Source organism: Mediterraneibacter sp. HA8405 (genome assembly GCF_056148955.1).
Window position 1 is genome coordinate 1,197,978 of record NZ_CM148758.1, and the last position, 19,963, is coordinate 1,217,940.

The 19,963-nt window shown below is 46.5% G+C and carries 17 protein-coding genes, 2 tRNA genes and 1 other RNA gene; 12 read left to right on the forward strand and 8 right to left on the reverse strand.

Going from position 1 to position 19,963, the window contains the following annotated elements:
• Positions 1-8 precede the first annotated feature (8 nt).
• Positions 9-152 carry a hypothetical protein gene (locus AC0QUU_RS05640; RefSeq protein ID WP_474545090.1) on the forward strand — a complete coding sequence of 48 codons (144 nt, stop codon included), beginning with the start codon at positions 9-11 and terminating at the stop codon, positions 150-152.
• Here the strand turns inward: AC0QUU_RS05640 and AC0QUU_RS05645 are convergent.
• Both AC0QUU_RS05645 and AC0QUU_RS05650 read right to left on the reverse strand, forming a co-directional pair.
• Positions 133-1,284, reverse strand: coding sequence for a hypothetical protein (locus AC0QUU_RS05645; protein WP_474545091.1), 1,152 nt, complete (start codon positions 1,282-1,284; stop codon positions 133-135). The genes AC0QUU_RS05640 and AC0QUU_RS05645 overlap by 20 nt on opposite strands.
• The gene (locus AC0QUU_RS05650) at positions 1,274-2,092 is read right to left on the reverse strand and encodes a LytTR family DNA-binding domain-containing protein (RefSeq protein WP_474545093.1); all 819 of its coding nucleotides are present in this window, start codon (positions 2,090-2,092) and stop codon (positions 1,274-1,276) included. The genes AC0QUU_RS05645 and AC0QUU_RS05650 overlap by 11 nt, the downstream gene beginning before the upstream one ends.
• Positions 2,093-2,314: 222 nt before the next feature.
• Here AC0QUU_RS05650 and AC0QUU_RS05655 point away from each other — a divergent pair, with 222 nt between their 5' ends.
• The 7 genes from AC0QUU_RS05655 (at position 2,315) to AC0QUU_RS05685 (ending at position 11,584) form a co-directional block, all read left to right on the forward strand.
• Positions 2,315-2,530 (forward strand): hypothetical protein, encoded by a 216-nt coding sequence (locus AC0QUU_RS05655; protein WP_474545094.1) that lies wholly within the window; start codon positions 2,315-2,317, stop codon positions 2,528-2,530.
• 58 nt (positions 2,531-2,588) lie between these two features.
• A complete protein-coding gene (locus AC0QUU_RS05660; RefSeq protein WP_474545095.1) occupies positions 2,589-3,341 on the forward strand; it encodes a hypothetical protein in 753 nt (250 codons plus the stop codon).
• 14 nt (positions 3,342-3,355) lie between these two features.
• Positions 3,356-4,306, forward strand: a complete 951-nt coding sequence (locus AC0QUU_RS05665; RefSeq protein ID WP_474545097.1) for a hypothetical protein — start codon at positions 3,356-3,358, stop codon at positions 4,304-4,306.
• 46 nt (positions 4,307-4,352) lie between these two features.
• Entirely contained in the window at positions 4,353-6,974 is a 2,622-nt protein-coding gene (locus AC0QUU_RS05670) for a dynamin family protein (protein WP_474545098.1), read from the forward strand.
• Positions 6,975-6,990: 16 nt separating this feature from the next.
• Positions 6,991-10,143 (forward strand): ATP-binding protein, encoded by a 3,153-nt coding sequence (locus tag AC0QUU_RS05675; protein WP_474545100.1) that lies wholly within the window; start codon positions 6,991-6,993, stop codon positions 10,141-10,143.
• Entirely contained in the window at positions 10,144-11,070 is a 927-nt protein-coding gene (locus AC0QUU_RS05680) for a tetratricopeptide repeat protein (protein ID WP_474545102.1), read from the forward strand. It abuts the gene before it with no gap.
• Between the two features lie 64 nt (positions 11,071-11,134).
• On the forward strand, positions 11,135-11,584 hold the full coding sequence (locus tag AC0QUU_RS05685; RefSeq protein ID WP_474545104.1) for a hypothetical protein: 450 nt from the start codon (positions 11,135-11,137) through the stop codon (positions 11,582-11,584).
• Positions 11,585-11,888: 304 nt separating this feature from the next.
• On the opposite strand, the gene AC0QUU_RS05690 is transcribed toward AC0QUU_RS05685, so the two are convergent.
• Positions 11,889-13,202 (reverse strand): IS30 family transposase, encoded by a 1,314-nt coding sequence (locus tag AC0QUU_RS05690; protein ID WP_087210550.1) that lies wholly within the window; start codon positions 13,200-13,202, stop codon positions 11,889-11,891.
• A 218-nt stretch (positions 13,203-13,420) separates the two neighbouring features.
• Here AC0QUU_RS05690 and secG point away from each other — a divergent pair, with 218 nt between their 5' ends.
• The 3 genes from secG to smpB all read left to right on the forward strand — a co-directional run bounded on the left by secG (position 13,421) and on the right by smpB (position 16,494).
• The gene (gene secG, locus AC0QUU_RS05695) at positions 13,421-13,666 is read left to right on the forward strand and encodes a preprotein translocase subunit SecG (RefSeq protein WP_474545106.1); all 246 of its coding nucleotides are present in this window, start codon (positions 13,421-13,423) and stop codon (positions 13,664-13,666) included.
• A 182-nt stretch (positions 13,667-13,848) separates the two neighbouring features.
• The gene (gene rnr / locus AC0QUU_RS05700) at positions 13,849-15,963 is read left to right on the forward strand and encodes a ribonuclease R (protein ID WP_474545108.1); all 2,115 of its coding nucleotides are present in this window, start codon (positions 13,849-13,851) and stop codon (positions 15,961-15,963) included.
• 66 nt (positions 15,964-16,029) lie between these two features.
• A complete protein-coding gene (smpB, locus tag AC0QUU_RS05705) occupies positions 16,030-16,494 on the forward strand; it encodes an SsrA-binding protein SmpB (protein ID WP_474545109.1) in 465 nt (154 codons plus the stop codon).
• Between the two features lie 60 nt (positions 16,495-16,554).
• Here the strand turns inward: smpB and AC0QUU_RS05710 are convergent, their stop codons facing one another.
• Both AC0QUU_RS05710 and AC0QUU_RS05715 read right to left on the reverse strand, forming a co-directional pair.
• Entirely contained in the window at positions 16,555-17,148 is a 594-nt protein-coding gene (locus tag AC0QUU_RS05710; RefSeq protein WP_474545111.1) for an HAD family hydrolase, read from the reverse strand.
• Between the two features lie 115 nt (positions 17,149-17,263).
• On the reverse strand, positions 17,264-17,947 hold the full coding sequence (locus tag AC0QUU_RS05715) for a DUF6198 family protein (RefSeq protein ID WP_474545113.1): 684 nt from the start codon (positions 17,945-17,947) through the stop codon (positions 17,264-17,266).
• Positions 17,948-18,095: 148 nt separating this feature from the next.
• Between AC0QUU_RS05715 and AC0QUU_RS05720 the strand changes: the two genes are divergently transcribed.
• Positions 18,096-18,995 (forward strand): LysR family transcriptional regulator, encoded by a 900-nt coding sequence (locus AC0QUU_RS05720; protein WP_474545526.1) that lies wholly within the window; start codon positions 18,096-18,098, stop codon positions 18,993-18,995.
• Positions 18,996-19,190: 195 nt separating this feature from the next.
• On the opposite strand, the gene AC0QUU_RS05725 is transcribed toward AC0QUU_RS05720, so the two are convergent.
• From AC0QUU_RS05725 to ssrA, 3 genes are all read right to left on the reverse strand, one after another.
• A tRNA-Ala gene (locus AC0QUU_RS05725) sits at positions 19,191-19,263 on the reverse strand.
• A 42-nt stretch (positions 19,264-19,305) separates the two neighbouring features.
• Positions 19,306-19,378 (reverse strand) — tRNA-Val (locus tag AC0QUU_RS05730).
• 96 nt (positions 19,379-19,474) lie between these two features.
• Positions 19,475-19,819, reverse strand: a transfer-messenger RNA (tmRNA) gene (gene ssrA / locus AC0QUU_RS05735).
• Positions 19,820-19,963: the final 144 nt, after the last annotated feature.

The window sequence follows — 19,963 nt, forward strand, 5'->3', positions numbered from 1 at the left end:
ACACTTGGATGATTTTAAAAACGGAAAGAGTAAACTGGTGCCATCATAAAAAGAAAGGTGGTGCCAGTTATGTTTTTGTGGCAGCTTATTATGAATCTGTTCCGGTAGAAATGATTCCCCCTTTCTGCCCGATTATGCAGGAAGGGGGATAATAACTCTCAGATGCCGTACTGCCAGGTCGCTGTCAAGATACTGAATGCGGCCATGACATCTGCGAAGTATGCTGTTAAGCAGGATCTCGCGGAGAGAGCAGCGGACAGAAGCAGCAAAATCCGGAAAAGGCGCCCGGCGGACAGCGGACGGATCCGGAACAAGCATACTTGCTGAAAAGATAAGAAATCCTTTCTTTTCCTGCGCAGTGAACCGGATCTCCGGGGAAATATTCTCCGGAGCGGAAGTCCTGCCGTTGCCGTCCAGGAGAATATGAAAGATCAGTACAGCTGCGAAAAGTATGCTCCCGTCTAAAAGAACAGACTGTTCCGGCAATGCGGTCTGTGTCCTGAGACGCACGTGTCTTCTGCGGCATTCCGCGCGCAGTCCGTGCAGAACATAGGACAGTCCTTCCGGGGCAGCCGACGTGTGCAGAGCATCTTCCAGTTCTGTGCAGCGTTTTTTAATAAAGGCGGTCATGCAGAAATATGCGGCCGCTGTAAACAGCAGCAGGAAGATGCTGAAGAACAGGGCAGTATATGAGCTGGCTGCGGCCGCTTTTTCATCTTCTGCGCTGTAGAGCAGAATCGTACTGAAAAAACGGACGCCGGAATAGAGCAGAACAGTAAGCGTATAGATCCATGCGGGAAAACGCAGACGATTTACCGCGGGGATCTGAAGAATCCATATACTTAATGCGGCAGCCGCCGCGGAAAGCATGAAAGATCCAGCTGCCTGCGTCTCAGGGGAACACGCGGAAAAGAGCTGCTGTGTTCCGGCCATCAGTACCGAGAGAATTACCGAGGTCAGCGCGTCCCACACAGAGTAGAAAAACAGGGTACGGAGCCATTCTCTTTTTGTCAGCGCAAAAAGAACCAGATACTGGGCGCAGATGGAAAGTCCCCAGTAAATAATATGCATGCTTATATTTTCCGGCGGAGTTTCAGCCGACAGTAAAAAGAAGGAAGGAAACATGATCTGGGGCAGCTGAATCACGGAAAAAGCGGCCGCGGCAGTTAGTAAAGTCGCCTTTGCGGAAAATCTGCGCAGACGGATGCCGCACACACAGAAAACTGTAAACAGGATAACCGCGGACAGCTGGTTCAGGCAGAATTCCAGAATATCAGTCCTCATTTTCCGAAACCTCCTTTCCATGTTCATCCGCAAGAAACGGATAGGAATATTTGTTCAGAATGTAATCCAGTATATTCCTGCGGTATTTTGGCCCCACAGGGATAAGGAAGTCTTCCGGATATCCCGAGTGACTCAACCTGACATATTCGTCCCGTGATTTCCCGCTGGCACGGGATCTGCGGAGCTGCTTTCCGAAGTAATTCATATTCAGCACATAGCTTTTGTGGATCTGTATGAAATTTGCCGGGAGTTCGGAAAGAATATTTTTCAGAGAGTGCCGGGTGTATTCCGTCCGTCCGCCGGGATAGTGAACGTGGCAGCCGTGGGATCCTTTTCCGATAAGATTATCGGTTGAAAAGAAAACAGCGGAAAAAAACTCGGCTGAGATGCCTGCTTTTTTAAAATGCCGGACGGAACTGCAGCGGTCAAGTTCTTCCACTGCTTTGTCCAGACCTGTACGAAGCAGAAGCTCTGCCTGACTGGCCGGAATAAGATAGGAAAACGGAATCTGGTTCAGACAGTAAAAGTCATGGGTTATATTTCCGGAAAGAACAAAAATAATCCGCAGATACGGCTGGTTTTTTATCAGTTCCAGAAGAAGCGGAAACCAGCTCTCCGAGGGATCCTCCGGAGAGAGCTCAGCAACAATAATATCAATATTTCCATTGTCGTTTCCAGCTGGTTTCGCTGAAAAAGCCTCAAATGAAGATATCTGAAGTTTCACTCTCGGATGAAAGAAAGAGGGGTAAAGTCCGGCACATACTGCGGTATCTGTGCTGCCGCATAAAATATATCCGTTATAGACCATAGCGCTCACCTCTTTCGTTTACTGAAAAAACAGCAGTCTGAATTCGTTTCTGCAGACAAAACAATTATAGTAAAAACCAGGAATGAAGACAAGCCGAAAAAACCGGAGAACCCTGCGTTTTACCGCCATATATCAGCACTTTCGCCGCATATGAATTGAAGCCGGGTATCAATACGTTTAAAATTGACTGTAACTTTTATTATCAGAAGGGAGGAAAGATTTATGTCATATGAAACAATGAAAGCGGTAGAAACCGCAAAAAAAGAAGCTGAAGGAGCAAAAAAAATGGAAAGGGCAGCAAAGGAGCTCGAGTTCAGAGAGAGAATGCTGAAGCAGGCGGAAAACAAAGGACTCGGCGTGGAGACAGCAGCCATGAAACTGGAACATCAGGCTGAAAAAGTGGAGCAGATCGCAAAAGAAAACAGCAGACTGAAATAGCCCCTGACACTGCGGGAAAGCGGCTGTTTTGACATTTTTCAGATAAGGAGAACAGAATATGGGAAATTTTAATCCGGATATGATCAGCAGAGCATTTGAAGAAAAGAAGAAAGACGTATATGCTGAAGTGAAAAAGATATACCGGGAAATATCAGCCCAGGTATCTGAAAAGCCTCCGTCAGAGGTGGTTTCGGCAATTATTATGCTGGAGTCGAAGTACATGAATGAATACATCAGATCTCTGAAGAGCGAAGTAAAAGAGATGGCGGCAGATCTTGTTGTACGGTCAGGGATGTCTGAGGATGTGGCGGAAATACTGTGGGCCTCCGTTATGCTGGAGACAGAAATGCCGAAGGTTGAACTGTGCCGGCGCGAATCCGCGGAAATACCCCGGAGCGCTTCAAAACCGGAAAGCAAATCCGGAGCCTCCTCCGGAAGGAAAAGGATCGAGAGCCTGAAAAGAGAACGGAATCTTTCCGCGGGAATCGCTGTCACCGGCGCTGTAGCGGAAACGGTGTCCTGGATCATTATACCGGGGATGGGACCGGTCTCTGTTATGGTGAAAGCGGCGGGCATTGTAATTATCGGCGTGGGAGCGGCAAACGCCCTCCGCTGTCAGAGCGAGATAAACCGCATAGCGTCTGAACCGGACAGAAAGGTCTATAGCACGGCGGAACAGAAAGAAGGCCTGAGAAATTTCATATCACAGGTATGCGGGAACCAGGCAAAATACAACAGCAGACATCTTGTCAGATGGCTGGATTCTATAAGTGAAAACCTGATTGACCAGTGTCAGAAGGAAATGGAGTAAACGGGGAGGTACAGATGAATTTAGTAATCGTGGATTCAGAATGCCAGATGCTTTATGAGAAAAAGGAAGATATTGAAAATCTGCTGGGAACCGGCGCCTCTGTATTGTATCCGGATATCTCCGGGGAATTTATCGAAAATGGATGCCGGATCCGGCATCCGGAGGATTCTCAGGAGGCCTGGAGATATGTTCTTCTGACCTCGTTCTCAGGAGGGGTGAAAGCGTACCATAAGATGATGTTTCAGAACAACCCGGATATACGGCAGTGGGTGATTTCAATCGTCGATGTAAACCGTCAGAGTTACCGGAAACAGTTCCTGCATCAGATTGACATGATAATGGCGGATGTAAAAATTCCATACAAAGTGATCTTTGACAGTTCAGAAACTTTGAAGGATACAGCGGAGGAGTGCAAAAAGGTACTGAATACGGAAAGGGTCTGGCTCCTGGCAGCGAAAGATCAGAAACTGCTGAAAGAAGCCGCGGATCTGATGGCAGAGAGAAAAAAGGGCTGGAAGTTTCTGCTGTCCGATTGTCTGTGTCAGGAACAGGCGGATGCGGCGGACGCCGTAATGCTGCTGGGACGCACGGAAGAAGATTTCGATTTTGAACCTGTCTCTTATGGAATGAATAAGCTGTGGATCTGGGTCCAGCAGGATCCGGAAGTTCTGTGTGCGCCGGAAAGTAAGAATCATCTGCAGCTGATTAAGAGGGCGTTGGAGGAACGCGGCTGGGATTTTTTCGCAGATATGAAAAATATCTGTTCCGGCAGTCTTGAAAATGAGAAGCGCTGTCTGAGATGGCAGCGGAAAGAAATATCGGCGGCTACACTTCGTGCGGACGGAAATTTTATGATGTGGGACCGCTATGGTCTGCCGGCGGCCGGCGACAGTTATTCTGACGAAAATGTGAAGGTATTTTTTGAGAGAACCTGTAGTTTCGGACATATAGCGGACAGTTTTTAAATTTTGTACAAAAGAAAGAATTCTATTTATACTAAGGAGCAGACTTATGAGATTAAATTCAGCAAAAGCAAAAAGGCCGGAAGGAACAAAGCCAGGGAATGATCCGGAAAATCAGAAAAGCGCCGGACAGAGCGCGATGGAAGTTCAGGGGGACAGCGCTGTAGATATTCTCCAGGCGTCCCTTTATAACGCAGGGCAGAAAATGCTGCGGGAACTCGGACAGGAAGGGATGATCAGTCAGGACAGCAAGGAGACTTATGAGGCTGTGAAAAATTCTCTGCAGGATCTGAAGATGTTCTACTACAATATCGGTTTTGCGGGGGAACAGTCCTGCGGAAAGTCAACCGTCATCAATTCTCTGATCCGGTACCCGCTGATGTCTACCTGCAATCTGACAACGACCTGCGCCAGCACAAAGCTGATATACGGCAATAAAGTGCGGATCACCGTAAACGATGATGATACAAAGAAGCGGATTCTTGATATAGACTGCGCGAATCTGGGACGTGTGCATATACAGAAACTGAAAGAGTATGCCTGTGCGGTGACACAGGTAGCAGTAATCGAAAACATTCAGTATTTTACCCCGAAGGACATTTTTAATGAAAGTCCCATAAAGGTGGAGGATCTTCTCTATTTTGACGAGAAAGATCCGAAGCATATCGCGGTATTCATGATGATTCTTCTGACAGTATATGTGGGGCAGAACAGTCTGGAATTCCGGGAAATAGAAAAAAAAGTCAACCGGATGCGGAATGAAACCCTGAAATTTTTCGGTTTCCCGGCTGGTACCCTGAACTATTCGGTTCAGATTCAGTGGGACTGTGAGCTGCTCAGATGCGGAATGGTGATTACAGATCTGCCCGGACTGGGCGCTCTTGCGGCAGAGAAAAATGTAAATGGAAAAGTATTGAAAGGGCATGACGATATTACGACTGAGGCGATACAGGCGTCAGACGCTATGGTTTTCCTGGTGGATTATACAGTAAAAGACGTGGGCACCATGGCGCTCAGAAAGATGCTGAGCAGCGCGAAACTGAAGGATATTGTGAATAAAGGGAACAGAATTATTCCAGTACTCAATAAGGCGGATCTGCTGAAGGGTTCTGCGCAGAAAGAGACAAGTATAAGTAAAGTGCTCAGTATTCTTGAGAGCGTTCAGGTAAAGAAAAGAGCAGAAGATATCTGGCTGTATTCCGCTATTGCGGGAGAATATGCGTACAGCGGCATTCCGATTGAACGCACCCAGTATTATATCGGAAAATATGCCGGAGTATATGAAGATACCGGGGCTGACTTTGAAGATGAGCCGGAAGAGGTTATTCAGCAGAAAACCGCTGCCCGGATAAAAAGCAGACTGGAGAAGAAATATAATACGTCCAACATTGCTGAATTGTCGGAATTTTTTCGTGCTTCATATCTGGAAAGAGGAAAATATGAACGTACAAAGACCGCTGTTATTCAGATAAGAAGCCTGCTTCTGGATATTATAATGCCGCTCGTGGCGCTGGCCGACAGCTATGAGACGGCGGGGCATCTTGCCGGAAATGTGATTGACGAGCTGTCAGGAACTCTTTCTGCGGCGTCCGATAAACCCATCGCAGACGCGCTTGACAAGATGTCTCATATCAGTATTGATACAAAACTGACAGAACTTGCGCTCCGTTCCATGCCGGACCGGTATCTCCAGATGTTTTCCAGGGCTCTTGACGAATACAAGACGGAGAATATTAATCTGATTAATGAATTTTCACTTTTCTGGAACAGCGCAAGGATCGATGACAAAAGCAGTAAGAATTACAACGTCTACAGCAGGCTCAGAACCCAGTGCGGAACAATTCCCTTCGACGTCTCAGAAATTAACAAAAACTACGGGGAAATACTTCAGGCGATTAATGAAGAAATCGAGAAGATATATAAGGAATCGCTGAGACAGCTGAATGGCCTCAAAAAAGATTTCCCGGAAAAACTCGGTCTTGCCTTGCGGAAGTATGAAAAACAGATCGCAGGAAACAGCTCGGTGGAGGAAACCCTGAATTCTTTGAAAACCAGCCTGATTACATATGTGGGCAAACAGATAGATGTTATAGAGGCAAACCTGAAAGCCAGTCAGGACAGGCTGTCGGAAGCGGGGAACGAAACGGCTAACGCAATCATTGACTTTAATAAGAATATTACTGAAAAGTATACGGAATCCGTCCTCCGTGATATCAGAAACGCAGTCAAGGACGGAGCGCTTCTTTCCTCCAGGGATTATCTTCAGATTGATGGTTCGGGAGGTGTAAGAGAGCTGTTTTCTAATCTTGCGCTTTCCAAGAGCGACAGAGACTATATTACTCAGGAAGTAAACACGATAGGGACAAGCGCGATTACAAATAATATGACGCGTTGGACAGAGAGCGCAAAAGAAGGCGTAAAGGAACCTTTCCTTGTGCTCCGGGGACAGATAAGAAAACTTCTCAAAGAGACGGCGCAGCAGCTGAAAGAAGTCGCGGAGGGAAACTACAGCGCGGGAAAACAGACGAAGGAAAAGATGGACAGAATCGCGGCATATGAAACAGAATTCCGGAATGCTGTCCAGAAGGATTTTGACACTGCCTGCCAGTATACGGACGACAGCGTGTTCCAGAGTCTGAAAGGAAATATTCTGAACGATCTGCTTGAGTAACCGGAGGTGCTGACAGATGAATATAGAAACTGCATTTGTAAGAAAAATCCTGGACAATATGGCGGAATTTACAGGGAAAGAGGATACAGACCGGAGGGAGGAATTCCTCCAGATTATTCATAACTTTCCGATTGCTGATCTGGAAGATGCAGGATTGAAAAAGATATCTCTGGATCCTGTTCTGGAAGAAGCGAAGAATCTGCTGAAAGATTTCCGGGTTGAGCTTCCTCGCCCGTCTTACTGCAGCCGCCTGGCGCTAAAGGAGCTGGGAAGAAAGAAACAGAATAAAAAGTCAGCTTCTGAGGACAGCAGCCTGCAGAAGGCTGCCCTGCATATGGCTCATGTTCTGGCAGCGTACGAAGAAGATGTTATGCTGACGGTAACCGGCAGAGTATCGGCGGATCAGCAGATGAAGACAGATTTTGTCCTTTCATCATGCGAAATGAAAGATGATGTAATTGAGTCTATGATCCGGAGTGTATATGGCCAGGTCAGAACAGTGCCTGCGGGAGAGTTCCCTCTTTACCCATGCAGGGCTTACGCCTGCGGCAGAATGATATATCCGGGTAAAGACAGGAAGAAGGAACAGCCGGATTTTAAGAAGCTTGAATCGTGGACAACGGCGGTTCTGAAGGCGCTTCCCGCAAGCGGGGATTTTACGGTTTCCATCCGGCTCTGCCCGCTCTCCGCCGCAGGAATATATGAAGTAGAAAAGCAGAGAGAGAAACTGGCCCGCTGTTACAATAAACTGAAATTTTATTCTGAACTTAACTGTAATTATTCTTCAGTCCTCGGCAGCAGCAGAAATCCAAAAGATAATATTCTGCGGGAAGGGAAAGATACGGTATTCGGTAAGAATCAGGCAGGAGAGAATCATTCCTTTTCAATTGCGGTCAGCGGGCGGGATACGGACAGAAATGCCTGGAACATGCTTGAACCGCTGGAATATGAGATGCGGAGGCTGCAGAACAGCCTGGATACAGCCGCATGGGGAATCCAGATTTCCGCAGCTGCCCGAAGTGAAGAAACGATTCAGAGCCTTACGTCTGTTCTGAGCGGAACACTGGAATACAGCGGTCTGAGGCTTTTCTGGTCGGATGAGGAGCCGGACAGAACCGGCTTTGTGATGAATCAGGAAGAAGTGCTTCCCCTTTTATTTTTCCCTGCTGAAGAGTTCTGCGGTTTTGCCTTTAAGGAGAATGAAGAGTTTTCCCTTGTTTCGGAAAATATCCGGGGAGAAGGGTTTCAGGTCGGGAATCTGCTTCATAACTCTCTTCAGATCGCGCCTTTTTACCTCAGCGCGGACGCGCTGAGCAGGCATGCTTTTATCTGCGGAATGACAGGCGGGGGGAAAACAAATACCATGTTTCACCTTATCCGGGGAGCGTCTCTGCCGTTCTGTGTCATAGAGCCGGTAAAGGGAGAATACCGGGCGCTGAAAAGTATATTTCCGGATCTGAAAGTACTGACAATGAAGACGGACGCAAAAACAGACGGGAATGTCGGTATCATGCAGATTAATCCGTTCTGGTTCCCTCAGGGAGCAAGCCTGGCCTATCATATAGACAGTATCCGTACAATTATTGCGTCAGCTTTTGAACTGACAGAAGCGATGCCCAATATTCTGGAGCAGTGTCTGTATAATATCTACATTGATTCCGGATGGGATATTGTCAGGAATGTAAATATATACAGGGACAGTCTTCCGGAAGAATATCTTTATCCTACGTTTACAGATCTGTGCAGCGAGATTCAGGATTATCTGGAACGGTCGGACTACAGCGAGGAAGTAAAAGGCAATTATAAAGGCGCGCTGCTCAGCAGGATCCGGTCCTTTGCGAACGGGTATAAAGGTGTTCTGCTGAATACGACTGCGCACCCGGACTATGAGGCGCTTATGACGGACCACTGTGTTGTGGAACTGGAAGGCCTGGCGGATGACGCGGATAAGTGTCTTGTTATGGGAACAATACTGACACAGTATTACCAGTACCGCAAGAATCATTTTCCGGACAGCGGAGAAAAGAAGAAGGCGGAGCATCTGATTATCATCGAGGAGGCACATCGGCTTTTTAAAAACAACAAAAAGAATGAGAAAAGCGGCGGGCCGGATCCGACGGGACAGCTGGTAGAGTTACTGAGCAATATGATGGCGGAAATCAGGGCGTTCGGGGAAGGAATGCTGATTGTGGATCAGAGTCCTACAAAGCTTGCGGAGGATGTAATTAAAAATTCAGCGACGAAGATTGTACACCGGATTGACAACAGCAATGATATTAGGGTCATGCAGTCATGCATGCTGCTTCCGGACGACCTTCTCAGCTTCGCCTCTCTGCGTCAGGGAGAGGCTCTGGTACGGACGGATTACATGACGAAGCCATGCAAAGTAAAAATACTGCTCTCAGATGTGAAAGAGGAGTATTCACTTGCGGCGACGTTCAGAAATGGAGACGCGCCGGACAACCGGCTTTCCGATTCGTTTTTTGCCAATTCTGTATTAAACGATGCAAACATATATAAAGAAGTCAGCAGACACATGCAGGCATATTTAAACAGTCTTGCTGTGACAGAATGTGCCGGATGGAGGGAACAGACGGGAGAATTTATATATGATCTGACCGTTATATTGAAGAAATGGAACAGATATGACGGAGTGGACAGATTCAGTGTGCTGTTTGAAACCGCGCTCCTGGCAGTGAAACGGATGTATTTTGAAAAGAGCAAGCGCGAGATGGGCATGATTCATATGTTCCTGAATCGCATGTTTACTCTGTACTATGAACAGAAGGACGGAAGCTTTGTAAAAAAGGGAGAGACTGTTCTGTTCCGGAAATACATGGATAAAAATATGAAAGACATTCTGAAAAAAGATAATCTGAGCCGGGGGCGCAGCGGCAGATATGAGGAACTCTGCCTGGCGATTGGGCTGGAAGCGCAGGACTTCATGGGATCCGTTCTGTGCAGATTTGTTTATGATATCTGGGACGAAGTCAGAGCGCTGGGGCGGGAGGAAGCTGTTTCAGATCAGATGCTTTCGTCGGCATTTTTTAAAAATTATGTTATGGAAGGTGCGGAAAGTATTCTGGAAGACCGCTGCCCGGACATATTCAGAAATTTGAAGGAATATTTATGCAGAAAGATTTTCCGGGAGAAGGTGGATGATTTTTAAATGGCTGAGTATAGAGAACTTGAAAAACTGAAACAAGAAGCGGATTCCGGAAAAGCAGATTCCTGCTATGAACTTGGGGAGTACTATTATGAACAGAAAGACTATGAAACAGCTTTTTACTGGTATCAGAAAACGACAGAATGTATAAATCCCAATCCCACGGCTTTTTTTAACATGGGCTGCGCTTATCAGTTCGGCGAGGGAGCGCCCAGAGATCTGGCAGAGGCTTTCAGGTATTATGAATATGCGGCAAAGTACAATCTGCCTCAGGCGCTGTTTAACCTTGCCTTCTTTTATGAAAACGGCTTCATTGTTGCGAGAGACTGTGAGAAAGCAGAGGAGTACTGCAGAAGAGCGACCTGTGAAATCAACCGGGTGACAACGAAGCTGCACCAGATGGAAGAAAAAGAAAAACAGGAAAAAAGTATTTTCAGCAGTGTAGAGACTGATCTGCGCCGCATGCGGGAAAATATGGACGCCCAGGGCAGAGATATAAAGGAGTACCGGAAACTGGCTGAGACACACAGTCTGCTGGGCGGGCAGATAAAAAAGTTTCAGGAACAGGAAAGGGAGCTGAATCAGCGCTGTATCAGAAATGAAGGAGAAAATGCGCAGCTCAGAGAACAGCACAGACAGGACATGCGGACAATTCAAAGTCTGCAAAAAGACAAAAACAGTGCAAATGAATTATTAGCCGCACAGAGAAATGATATTCAGGATCTGCAGAAACGAAATGAAAGTTTCCTGAATCAGTCTCACTTTTTTCAGATGCAGTGTGAGAATTTAAAGCAGATGCTGCATGAAGCAGAAAAAAGAGCCGGTCACAGCCTTAAGGTAACCGGTATTCTGAAATGGATTCTATTTGGCGAGACAGTTGTTCTGACGGCGTGTGCGGGAATTATGTTTTTTCTGCTTCTGAGTTTCTGAGCTGCGGCGCTGATGAAGAGGTTTTTAACATGCTGGAATTGCACAGGAAGGAGTGACAACTGTAATGAGAATTTTTCATTCAGAAAAAGAACTGACACCGGAGGAACGCAGTCTGCAGTTTGATTTCGGGATAAAGCTGCGGTTTGCGTCTTATGAGAATCTGAGGGACGCCTTCTGCACAGATTTTCTGTGCAGTGAAAAGCTGGAGGAACGAACGGAAAAAATCGGACAGGCGAAGGTGAATGTGTATGCCGATGGTGATGGAAACCGGGTGGTGGAGCTGACGATTGACGTTCCTGTATTTGACAGCGGCGACCGTGAGTATGACAGCTGGCATTCGCTGTATCTGACCCGGGGCATGAAAGAGGGCACGGCAGACGGGTATTACTGCAAAGGCGGCTATCGGCTTGCCTGGGCGGCAGCGTGCAGAGATCTGACGGATGCGGATCCTCGTGTCCGGGAAATTCTCAGAGAACAGGGGATCCTGCCGGACAGTCCGCGGACCTCTGTCTGAGCCCCGGCAGTGAAATGCGCGGAAAAATGCAGGGAAAATGCAGGGAAAATGCTAACTTGAAATTTTAAATTCCAGTGCAGAGTTAAATTCCACCACACTTTGTTTTTTGCCGATTTTGCAGAAGATTTTTGAGCAAAATATCCTCTTTTCTGCTATAATTAGCTCAACTCATCGAAAAATACTTGATTTCTGGGCATAGGAAACGGACCGCTGAAAAATAGTGTGCGAGACTGAATTCCACCGGTCACATCTAAAAAATGTGAAATGTTTACTTCCAGTCTGACAGCAGATTTCGATCAGTTGATTAGTGATTAAAGCGGATCAGCTTAGGTGTCAGATTTACCTCATCCGGGGCAATCGGCCTAAGCTGAAATGCGTTTAAGACCTCTCCTCCCAGCGTTTCCAATGCAACGCTGTATGGCGTTCTTCCATCCAGGCTTTCCCTGGGAGTAGAGTTGATATGGTTCACGATCAGATTGACATCCCATTGTGTGAGAAACTCAAAGCTGGTGCCTTTCGGCAGAACCATCCGGAGCATCGTGTGTGTCTGCTCCAGTCCGCCCTTCTGCCCGCTCTGCATCGGGTCACAGTAATAAATGCTGGAACGCTGTATTCCGTTTACACCGGTCTCCAAAGCATCCGGGTCACCAAATTCAGAGCCCCGGTCCGTCAGGATATATTCAAACACGGAAGCGAATTCAAAAGTTCCCATACGCTTTTCCAGACGGTCAAAAACAAGACGGACAGCGCCTTTCGTGCATCGGTTCATCAGAAAGGCGAGGAAGAGCTTCTCTTTGGTGAAAAACATAGTCAGCAAGGTCTTTTTTGATTCCCTGGACGAATGTACGGTATCCATTTGAACATAGTCTGTTAGACCGAGGGAACAAAAGTCGCGATATAACCGGTTGGTGAAGACGGCTCTGTCCGTGATCTGTGTTTTATGGCACTTCCTTGGCTTGAAATGGACCTTCCGCTTCAGATCTATGTTACGTGCCGTAAAGAGTCCCTGATCAAGATAGGAATACATCGTACGGACGGACATATCCAGTTCTGGATGGTTTGTCAGGATATGATAAGGGGACTGTCCCTGTTCGATCAGAGGGGAAACGATCAGATCCTTTTCGTGAAGTTCCCGTTTCGTCATGTTGATCCCTGTTCTGGAATCCCGAAGTGTTTCCCGATACTTCCTGTCAGCAAACCTGGCGTTATAAGAGTATTTGTGGGCGATCGTGCAGTGACTGATTTTTTTCGTACAGCCGTTGCAGACATAGGGAGCCCGGTCAAGCCTTGAGCAGCGTTCTTTTTCGAAGTCTTTGCAGGTCTGGTTACAGGTAGGACAGGATGCGCATTTGATGCCGCACAGGACAATCTTTCCGCAGGCATTTGTCTTCCTGCAGTGATAGCGGTGGGTACAGAAGTTTTTGGCATTATAGAAAGTCCCTTTATGATACCAATCCGAGAGCCGGTGAGCCCTGACTTCTTTTGAGATTGTGGTAGGGTCCTTGCACAGGAACCTGGCAATATCTTTAAAGGATGTGCCTTTGTTCAGTTCATTTTCGATATAGATACGGTCTTCGAGGGTAAGATGTTTCTGGTTACCAGGAATATATTTACTCATCAATGTGCCTCCTTCTACTGCTGTCAGAAGGAGAGATAACCATACCATGAATATATGAAAGAGTAAATATCAACTGTGCAGAAGTAAACTCTACTGTCCCTTAGAGGGGTGGAATTTAAAATTTCATTTTAGGATGCAGGGAAAATCATATAAAAATTCTTGCAAAGTGGGCCGTCCTGTGCTAGACTATTTATGGTTTATCCGCAGGAGGTGTTACAATGGATATCTTAAGAATTGTACTGACAATTATCTTTGTTATAGACTGCATCGCTCTGGCTGCGATTATTCTTCTTCAGGAAGGAAAGTCAGCAGGACTCGGCACAATCAGCGGCGTAGCAGACACATACTGGGGACAGAATAAAGGAAGGTCAATGGAAGGCGCGCTGGTGAAATCCACAAAATTCCTTGCCATTCTCTTTATGATTCTCGCGGTAGTCCTTAATATGGGATTCCTGAATAAATGATCAAGGGATTACCTGGATGTATTGAATATTCTATATCGGAAGATAATACCTGATAAAACACTCTATGCGGATATAGAGTGTTTTTCTCGTCTTACGGTCTTTTTCAGGCGGCTGTGTCTTACGGCCGGCGCCCGAGCACAGTCTGCCGGCCCGTATGGCGGGAAAGCAGGAGGATAAGGTTTATGGATCAGACATTTGAAAAAAGAAAAAAAGTGATATATGACTTTATGCGGGACGACCTTTATGTTCCGATGAAGATAAAAGAGATCGCTATTCTGCTTCAGATTCCGGGGGAACAGAGAGAGGAGCTGCGGCAGGTGCTGGACGCTCTGGTGGAAGAAGGAAAGATTTCTGTTTCGAAAAGAGGAAAATACAGCTGCGGTGCTGCGCAGCGTTTTTCCGGGAGCTTTCAGGCCAACGCCAGAGGATTTGGTTTTGTAACTCCTTCGGATGGAGAGGAAGATGTTTTTATTTCCGAAGAGAATATAAACGGTGCGTTTCAGGGCGACGAGGTTGAATATATAATCATAAAATCCCGGGGCGGACAGAGAAAAGAAGGTAAAATAGTCCGGATTATTTCCCATACAGTTACCAGAATTGTGGGTATGTATGAAAAGAATAAAAATTTCGGATTTGTAAGGCCGGATAATCAGAGATATCTGAAAGATATATACATTCCCGCAGGAAAAGAAAACGGGGCTATGACCGGTCATAAAGTTCTGGTAGAACTGACGTCCTATGGCGGAGAAAATGCCAAGCCGGAAGGAAAAGTGGCTGAGATTATCGGACACATTAATGACCCGGGAACGGATATCCTTTCGATTGTAATGGATTTTGGAATTGAGACGGAATTTCCGGAGAAAGCGCTGAATCAGGCTGTAAGAGTCGGAAAAGACGTAAGTCCTGCCGACTGTCAGGGACGTATGGATTTACGGGAGTGGCAGATGGTGACCATTGACGGTGAGGATGCAAAAGATCTGGATGACGCGGTTTCTCTGACCCGGGAGGGAGAAAATTACAGGCTTGGCGTGCATATTGCCGATGTGGCAAACTATGTGCAGGAGAGAAGTGCCCTGGACCGGGAGGCGCTGAAACGGGGGACAAGCGTCTATCTGGCGGACCGGGTGATCCCCATGCTTCCCCATAAGCTTTCCAATGGGATCTGTTCCCTGAACGCAGGGGAGGACAGACTGGCACTGTCCTGCATCATGACAGTCAGCTCTTCCGGAGATGTGGTGGATCATGTGATCGCAGAGACAGTAATCCGTGTGGATAAAAGGATGAGTTATACCGGTGTGGCGAAAATGCTGGACGGCGATGAAAAGGAGCTACAGGAGAATGAACCGTTTGTTCACATGATAAAAATGATGAAAGAGCTTTCGGATATCGTACGCGCCCGGAGGGGCAAGAGAGGCTCCATTAATTTTGACTTTCCGGAGACAAAAGTAATTCTGGACGAAAACGGCAGGGCAGCGGATATCCGTCCCTATGAGAGAAACGACGCCACAAAAATTATCGAAGATTTTATGCTTCTGGCAAATGAGACTGTCGCTGAGGAATATTTCTGGAGAGAGGTTCCGTTTTTATACCGTACACATGAACAGCCGGATGAGGAAAAGATCCGGCAGCTCAGCACATTTATTAATAATTTCGGCTATCATATTCACACCCGCAATGAAGTGCGGCCGAAAGAAATTCAGAAACTGCTGGGAAAAGTGGAAGGAACACCGGAGGAACCGCTGATCAGCCGTCTTACACTGCGTGCCATGAAACGGGCAAGGTACTCCACTGACAACGCGGGCCATTTCGGACTGGCGGCGAAGTATTATACCCATTTTACCTCTCCCATACGACGGTATCCGGATCTGCAGATTCACCGGATTATCAAGGAAGATCTGAGGGGCAGACTTACCGAAGAACGAATGGAGCATTACCGGAAAATTCTGCCCGAAACAGCCGCTCAATGCAGCAGCCGGGAGAGAACAGCCGATGAGGCGGAGCGTGAGGTCGTCAGGCTGAAGAAGGCGGAATACATGCAGAATCATATTGGAGAAGAGTATGAAGGCGTGATCTCCGGTGTGACAAAATGGGGCGTGTATGTGGAGCTTCCGAATACGGTGGAAGGACTGGTGCATGTGGCTGATATGCGGGATGATCACTATGAATTTCTGGAGCAGAGCTATGAACTCTGCGGTCAGCATACAGGCAGAACCTATAAGCTTGGTCAGACTGTTGCCGTCCGTGTGACAGATGCGGACAGGTTACAGAGAACAGTAAATTTTGAGATTATATCATAAAATTTAGAAATGATATTATAAAAGACAGAACAGGTTGCAGTAAAACAGATTGTAAGAGAGGTTGTCATGGCTAAAACAGAAAAAAAGCTAATTGCCAACAATAAAAAGGCATACCACGACTATTTTATCCTGGAAAAGTACGAAGCAGGAATTGTGCTCCACGGAACGGAAGTAAAATCTCTGCGCATGGGAAAGTGCAGCATCAAAGAGGCATTCATCCGGGTAGAATCCGGGGAAGTGTTTATCTACGGGATGCACATATCACCTTATGAAAAGGGAAATATCTTCAATAAAGATCCGCTGCGCGTCAGAAAACTTCTTCTTCACAAAAAAGAAATCGACAAGATCTTCGGAAAAATGAAGGAGCAGGGAATCACAGTCGTACCGCTGCAGGTGTATTTCAGCGGAAGTCTGGTAAAGGTCGAGATCGGCCTGGCAAAAGGAAAAAAACTGTATGATAAGAGAAACGATATAGCAAAAAAAGATCAGAAAAGAGAAGCACAGAGAGAATTCAAGATAAGAAATCTGTAAATTTGAGCAAAAGGGGACGGAGCCTTTTTCATAGGGCTCCGTCCCCTTTTGCTCAAATTGTCAGAATTCAATATATTTTTCGACTGCTTCTATATCTCCTGTAAATACGATCCCGTCCATTCCAAGTTTCCTTCCGGCTTCTATGTTATCTTTCAGATCATCGATAAAGAAGCATTCTTCCGGTTTCAGCCCGTATGTACGGAAAAGGTAAAGATAAATGTCAGGATCAGGCTTGGCCATTTTTACCGGCGCCGAAAAGATAATTCCGCTAAAGTTATCCCGGAGAATGGGCCAGTCGGAAGCTATACCGGCGAAATAGGTGGATGCGTTTGAGAGCAGATAAAGATCCGCGCCTTTTTCCCGAAGACGGGAAATCAGTTCATACGTCTGCGGGATGGGTCTGACATACTCCGGCCATCTTCGGAAAAAGTCCCGGACAGTTGCCTGCAGCCGCGCGGGAACCAGCGCTGCCGTTGTTTCGATATTTTCTTCATAATCAACTGTACCGGCGTCGAGATCCAGCCAGTTGCGGTAGAGGACAGGGATGAGAAGCTCCATATCTTCCCGGGAAGAACAGAACTGTTCCAGAATATAATTTCCGTCAAACTTTCCGATTACATTTCCAAAATCAAACACAATATTTTTATATTTCACAGTATATTCCTCCTGTATGGCTGATTCGTCGCTTTGCAATATCCATGGATATTTTACCATAATATCAGAAAATGTGAAAAGTGATTTCCTGTATACAGAAGAGTCTGTTCCCTGCTTAACAGGTTCCGGGAATTTTATTTAAAAACGAAGTGAAACGGAAGCCATGATCCAGCCAGTTCCCGATTATTCCCACGCATTTTCCCATTGTAAACGCTGCGAAAATTGTCCCGATTCCTAATCCGTCCAGATGTCCGAGAAAGATCTCCGTTAAGCCGGCGGTAACGGCCAGACAGATTACATCAAATGATATTTTGATTTTCGGATATTGAATGCCGGTGATCTGTACCAGTTCCCTCGGAAAAAGATCGGTTGGCACAATGGGAAGACAGCAGCGGTTTGAGAGCGCGATTCCGAAACTGATCAGAAGATAGCTCATAATGAAATAAAATATACGGCATAATAAACTGTCCGGCAGTATGCCGACCCACAGTTCATGGAAATCAAGAAGTTCTCCAAATACGAAACCTACCGCAAAACTGAACAGGTACTGAAAAACAAAACGTTTTCTCAATAACATCAGACTTAATATCAGAAGTCCCTGAAAAAGATATGTCCATGTTCCGAGCGACAGAGCCGGAAGAACTTCAGAAAAAGCAAAGGGCACACTGGAGATAGCCGATATTCCGGATCCGGAATACAACATCAGAACAACTCCAAAACTGTTAATGACGATTGCAAGCGGAAGCGCGATTTCTCCCCTGCAGACAGGCTTTTCCCTGTCGGTAACATTTTCGTCCATTTCCTTAATCCTCCTCATAATATATCTAAATTTCGTACCGATTCAGCTTAGTATTATCGGAGAATGCATGCAAATAAATAATTTGGATAAAACTATAGAATTTATCTATAATCGGGCGTATAATGTTTACGACAGGGAGGGGGAAGAGATGAATCTGTTTTACTTACGTTACTTTGTCACACTGGCCCACGTGCAGCATTATACAAAAGCGGCAGAGCAGCTCTGTATCGCGCAGCCCAGTTTAAGTCATGCAATCAAACAAATGGAAAAAGAGCTCGGACTGCCGCTTTTTGAAAAAAGCGGGAGGAAAACAGCCCTCACACGTTTTGGAGAAGAATTTCTGGTTTGCGCGGAGTACACATTATCCACACTGGATGCGGGAATTGAATCGCTTCAGCGCAGCGCCAGCGGCGGAGGCCTGATCCGGCTGGGGCTGCTGCGGACCTTGGGAATTGAATATATTCCACGGCTGGCAGCCGCTTTTTTGAAAGAAAATCCCGATTCAGATGTTCAGTTTACCTTTCATACCGGAGTTACCCAGAGTCTGCTTGAAGGGCTGGCAGCAAAAAAATATGATCTGATATTCTGCTCCCGGCCGCCGGCACATCTGAATTTTACGGCTGTTCAGGTCCAGAAGCAGGATCTGGTTCTGATTGTTCCGAAAGGCCATCCTCTTGCGTCCCGTCATACGGTTGATCTGTCTGAAACCGCGCCGTATCCGCAGGTATTCTTTGAAAAAAGTTCCGGGATTCGATCCGTGGTAGATCAGATGTTTTCCGAGATTGGTATAGAACCAAAGATCGCCTATGAAACGGAGGAAGATCAGGTTATTGCCGGATTAGTAGCCCGGGGATTCGGGATTGCGGTTGTTCCTTATATGGATTTGCTGTTAAAGTTAGATGTTAAAATCATACAGATAAATTCTCCTGCAAGTGAGCGGCCGCTTTTTATGGTAAATGATGACAGCGTATTCATGCCGCCATGCGTACGGAATTTTCGCCAGTTCGTTCTTGAAGAAGAAAAAATTCAGCAGCAGAAAAGTATATAGTTTTTCTATTTTTATATAAAAAAACTGCATCATACAAATAGGTACGGCTGTCCGCGGACGGATCCGAATACCATAGTATTCCCGACTGGGGCAATATGAATCCGAACAAAACAGGACAAGTATTCATAGAAAACAAGAAAACCGCGTATTTACCGGCATTATCAGTACCTGCCGTAAATACGTGGTTTTTTCTGATGGAGTATACGGGATTCGAACCCGTGGCCTCCACAATGCGAATGTGGCGCGCTCCCAACTGCGCTAATACCCCATATTTTTTATGATCCTGGAAGTCTTTCATCCGGCTTCCCTATGGAAACAACGGGGCTCGAACCCATGACCTCCCGCTAGTCAGGCGAGCGCTCTCCCAGCTGAGCTATGTTTCCTCCTGCGATGAAAAAACGGCGCCTTACCGGTGCGCCGCAAGTGGAGCGGACAGATCACTGACGAACTCCGCTGCCGGTACCCGACCGGCTTTGAGTAAGTGGAGCTGGCGGGAATCGAACCCGCGTCCAAAAACCCATCCCATGTACTTCTACTATCATAGTCCGTTCTTTGAGATTCCCTCTGCTGCACGGAAACGAACATCCCTGCAGGTTTGGTAGCTTCATATTACGCCTGACGGCTCAAAGCTTTGCCGCCATCGTTTCTCACATGTTTGATGCCGGATTCCCGATGTGTGAGTGCGTCAGGAGCGACATGCAGCATTTAGGCTGCAGCTAATTCGTAATTATCGTTAGCGTTTAATTTTAAATTTGCGATTTGACGCATCAGCCTGCGGATAGCTTCTCCATCTTCAGGATCCCTGTCGAAACCAGTACAACCCCTGGTTGTGTGTACAGAAAAACTGCTGTATAATCTGTACGGACAAAATATGTGCCAACGACTGCACAATATATAATATAGAACCGGACGGCGGAAAAGTCAAGGAATATCATTGTGGAAACGTGAAAAGGTTAAAAAAATTTAAC

Coding starts and splice junctions, on each gene's coding strand:
- AC0QUU_RS05640 (WP_474545090.1), top strand. CDS start 9: ATGATTTTAAAAACGGAAAGAGTAAACTGGTGCCATCATAAAAAGAAA.
- AC0QUU_RS05645 (WP_474545091.1), bottom strand. CDS start 1,284: ATGAGGACTGATATTCTGGAATTCTGCCTGAACCAGCTGTCCGCGGTT.
- AC0QUU_RS05650 (WP_474545093.1), bottom strand. CDS start 2,092: ATGGTCTATAACGGATATATTTTATGCGGCAGCACAGATACCGCAGTA.
- AC0QUU_RS05655 (WP_474545094.1), top strand. CDS start 2,315: ATGTCATATGAAACAATGAAAGCGGTAGAAACCGCAAAAAAAGAAGCT.
- AC0QUU_RS05660 (WP_474545095.1), top strand. CDS start 2,589: ATGGGAAATTTTAATCCGGATATGATCAGCAGAGCATTTGAAGAAAAG.
- AC0QUU_RS05665 (WP_474545097.1), top strand. CDS start 3,356: ATGAATTTAGTAATCGTGGATTCAGAATGCCAGATGCTTTATGAGAAA.
- AC0QUU_RS05670 (WP_474545098.1), top strand. CDS start 4,353: ATGAGATTAAATTCAGCAAAAGCAAAAAGGCCGGAAGGAACAAAGCCA.
- AC0QUU_RS05675 (WP_474545100.1), top strand. CDS start 6,991: ATGAATATAGAAACTGCATTTGTAAGAAAAATCCTGGACAATATGGCG.
- AC0QUU_RS05680 (WP_474545102.1), top strand. CDS start 10,144: ATGGCTGAGTATAGAGAACTTGAAAAACTGAAACAAGAAGCGGATTCC.
- AC0QUU_RS05685 (WP_474545104.1), top strand. CDS start 11,135: ATGAGAATTTTTCATTCAGAAAAAGAACTGACACCGGAGGAACGCAGT.
- AC0QUU_RS05690 (WP_087210550.1), bottom strand. CDS start 13,202: ATGAGTAAATATATTCCTGGTAACCAGAAACATCTTACCCTCGAAGAC.
- secG (WP_474545106.1), top strand. CDS start 13,421: ATGGATATCTTAAGAATTGTACTGACAATTATCTTTGTTATAGACTGC.
- rnr (WP_474545108.1), top strand. CDS start 13,849: ATGGATCAGACATTTGAAAAAAGAAAAAAAGTGATATATGACTTTATG.
- smpB (WP_474545109.1), top strand. CDS start 16,030: ATGGCTAAAACAGAAAAAAAGCTAATTGCCAACAATAAAAAGGCATAC.
- AC0QUU_RS05715 (WP_474545113.1), bottom strand. CDS start 17,947: ATGGACGAAAATGTTACCGACAGGGAAAAGCCTGTCTGCAGGGGAGAA.
- AC0QUU_RS05720 (WP_474545526.1), top strand. CDS start 18,096: ATGAATCTGTTTTACTTACGTTACTTTGTCACACTGGCCCACGTGCAG.